General features: G+C 32.9%; 2 protein-coding genes. One reads left to right on the plus strand and one right to left on the minus strand.

Annotated elements, in window-relative coordinates:
• Window positions 1–253: 253 nt before the first annotated feature.
• Complete coding sequence (locus tag V7183_RS23230; protein ID WP_097896356.1) at window positions 254–1,282, plus strand: serine hydrolase domain-containing protein; 1,029 nt, start codon at window positions 254–256, stop codon at window positions 1,280–1,282.
• Between the two features lie 282 nt (window positions 1,283–1,564).
• Here the strand turns inward: V7183_RS23230 and V7183_RS23235 are convergent, their stop codons facing one another.
• Window positions 1,565–2,995, minus strand: a complete 1,431-nt coding sequence (locus V7183_RS23235; RefSeq protein WP_335360985.1) for an IS4 family transposase — start codon at window positions 2,993–2,995, stop codon at window positions 1,565–1,567.
• Window positions 2,996–3,090: the final 95 nt, after the last annotated feature.

Raw genomic sequence — 3,090 nt, forward strand, 5'->3', positions numbered from 1 at the left:
AAAAGATTGCTCATTTACCTGAAGATGAAATGACTTTGAATAATATTGCTAGAAAATTAGGTATCACAAAACAGAGTGCAAAACAGTTAATTACAATTGAGAGTAATGAAGGAACTTGAGAGACGAAGAATTCAAACAATTAATAGGGGAAATAAAATATGAAAAATAAATCGGGTTGGTAATTTTACCTTGAAGAATATATATCAATCTTTTGAAATGTTTTCAAAATGAAAGATAAGGGAGAGCAATTATTATGTTTGAAATCAGTGATAAAACATTACGATTAATTAAAAAGACATGTAGAGGAAAAAAACATTTACGATTAACTATTGGCTATTTAATAGACGATAATTCTGTAATAAAAATTTATAAGGAAAACGGTGAACTTAATTCATCAAAAAAATATCATTATGAAATTGGATCTATTACAAAGACTTTTACTGTATCTTTGTTATCAAAATACATATTTGAGAACAAGATGTCAATAAACGATTCAATACATAAATATATAGAAGAACTTAAGGAAAACGGGTATTATCCAACGTTGCTCCGTCTTGCTACTCACTCTTCTGGATTTTCAGAAAGACTGCCATTAAATAAACGGGAATATTTCAACCTAATTTTAAATTTGATTACTGGCGGTGATGATTTTAATAGGAATAATCCTTTAAATATGGACTTTAACAAAATGAAAATGCTAATTGAAAGAAATAAATTGAAAGAAGTTGATTATTCATGTGAATATTCAAATTTTGGTATATCACTTATTGGGTATGGATTGGGAATTGTATCAGGCAGGGGATATTGGGACATTATGAACGACTTTCTTTATAATGAGCTCGGGCTAAGCGAAACATATTTAGGTACATCAAATAATAATTTACATGGTTATAACAGAAAAAATAATGATTGCGGCAACTGGAAATGGAACAAAGAAAATCTTATATCACCCGCGGGTGCAATAAGTTCAACTGCTGATGATTTACTTAAATATGCCAAAATAAATATTTACGAAGATAAACCATATTTGTCTCTTTGTCATAAAAAGCATGGAAATGGAACAAAGAAGTATGATATGGGTCTTGGATGGATGCTTTTAAAGAAAAACAATAATGTTATTTTGCATGGCGGTGGAACAGGATGCTTTAGCTCGTTTTTAGGGATAGATAAAGAAAAGAAAGTTGCTTCCGTAGTTTTGGCCAATTATCAATTAGGTAGAAATGATGATGAAAATATAGGGATTTCCTTATTAGAGAGCCTACAAAAATCAAAAGATATTTAGTAGAAGGGGTCCCGCCCCATCGCCATTAACTTAAGAAATTGATTGTTTCCCAAAACGAAAAAAATGAGCTGAATTCTCATAAATAACTGTAGAAGGTAAAAATTTCGTTTTGGGGTGTCTCAAAATCTTAGCTTGATGGGCATGTGGTGGTACCCCACACCCATCAACTTAAAGTGTATTTTTATATAAATTTTGGTCTTTCCACGTAGTTTTTTATAATCTTTTATAGATTTTATAAAAGTACGCATACCAAATAAACCCTGACGGGTTTCAATTTTTTTACTATGCTACCTGGTGAGTAGAAGTAGTATACTCATAAACAACACCCAAAATATCAAAGACTGTCTTTTTCTCGTATCGATGAGATTTTCGTCCGTTGTGCTGTAGGAGGTTAAACAGACGAAGGAGAACCTTTGATAGCTCTTGGGTGTTTTTGTGTAATGCTTGATGAAAAAGTAGAAAATAATCCTTAATGATGTACATCGCTTTGTATTCACTTAGCTCTTTCTGTTTCTTACGTAACAGGAGTTCTCGCATCTTAAACATAGTAGAAGAACATAATAAAATACTAATGAGTTGTCCATAAAGGTGACATTCTAATCGCTCTTGTTTAATAGATTTACAACGATGAATTTGAAACCAAGATTTCCATATTTTAAATAACAGTTCAATTTGCCAACGTAGTGAATATAAATCATAGATTTTCTCTTTTGGTACCCATTCCGTAGGAATATTTGTCATATATACCGTAATTCCTTGTAAAAGTTTCGTACGCTCTGTATATGTAATCCCTTTTTTCTTTTCACGAATCGCTCGATCACGTAGGCGTTTTTGTTTTTGCTCCTCGGTACATCTATAAACCACAATGCGAGTAGGTAGCTTGTCTTTACTCCCTACATATACATCACGTAATTCATACACTTGGCCAGGTTGTAATTGTTTCATGATGTCTTCCAAATGAATTTGTACATATACCGGTCTTAATTGAGCGGGTTTTGTTTTAAATACCACTGTTTTGAATTCTTTTCTATATATTTTAGTTGGTAACTTAAGACGTGATAAATAATATCCTTGCTTATCTTGGATAGACTTAAAGTCTTGTAAACGAAAATATCCTAAGTCACGAATATATAGTTCATTCTTTTGTGTCATGCCTGTTCGAGTGGCACCATACGCCTGATCACTTCGTTTTCCTGGTTCAATTTTCACATCAAAAAATTCGCCATTCAACAAATCGTACTCTAATTGAATTTTCACACCAGCTTTATGACTACATCCTCCGGCACCAGGATAAGCAGTTGCGAATCGGTCTGGAACTTGAAAGGTTGTAGAATCAAGAATGCGAATCCGCTCAAAATAAGTAGAAAGAGAATGAGAAATCTTAGATACTCCTCCAATTTTAGCTTGTAGAAGTGTAGTAAATACAATTCGAAAGAAGGCTACAGAAGCCGAATTAAATCGTCGATTAAGTCCCTCCGGACTTAATAAAACTCCTGTTGAAGTTTCGAGTTGACTACAAAGCTGAGTAAGAGAGGTAGTAGCGACTTGTTGATTTAACCATACACACAAAGATAAGAAATGGTGCCCGTGGCACTTACGTTTTCGTTTCATTCCGCCTACTTCTATAGCTAATTGATTAAGTGTAGCGGGAGACATATATCGATATAACTCTTCAGCAAATAAAGATAATTCTTGTTTTTGGTTCATATTCATAAAAAGCACGTCACCCTTTCTCATTAACATAAGAGAATAGTAACGTGCTTTTAACTTCAAAAATAGTCTAAATCCTTAAGTTGATGGATGTGTGG

Source organism: Bacillus sp. JJ1127 (assembly GCF_036965845.1).
GTDB lineage: Bacteria > Bacillota > Bacilli > Bacillales > Bacillaceae_G > Bacillus_A.

Excerpts from the sequence above, each read along its gene's own strand:
- V7183_RS23230 (WP_097896356.1), top strand. The coding sequence starts at position 254 with ATGTTTGAAATCAGTGATAAAACATTACGATTAATTAAAAAGACATGT.
- V7183_RS23235 (WP_335360985.1), bottom strand. The coding sequence starts at position 2,995 with ATGAATATGAACCAAAAACAAGAATTATCTTTATTTGCTGAAGAGTTA.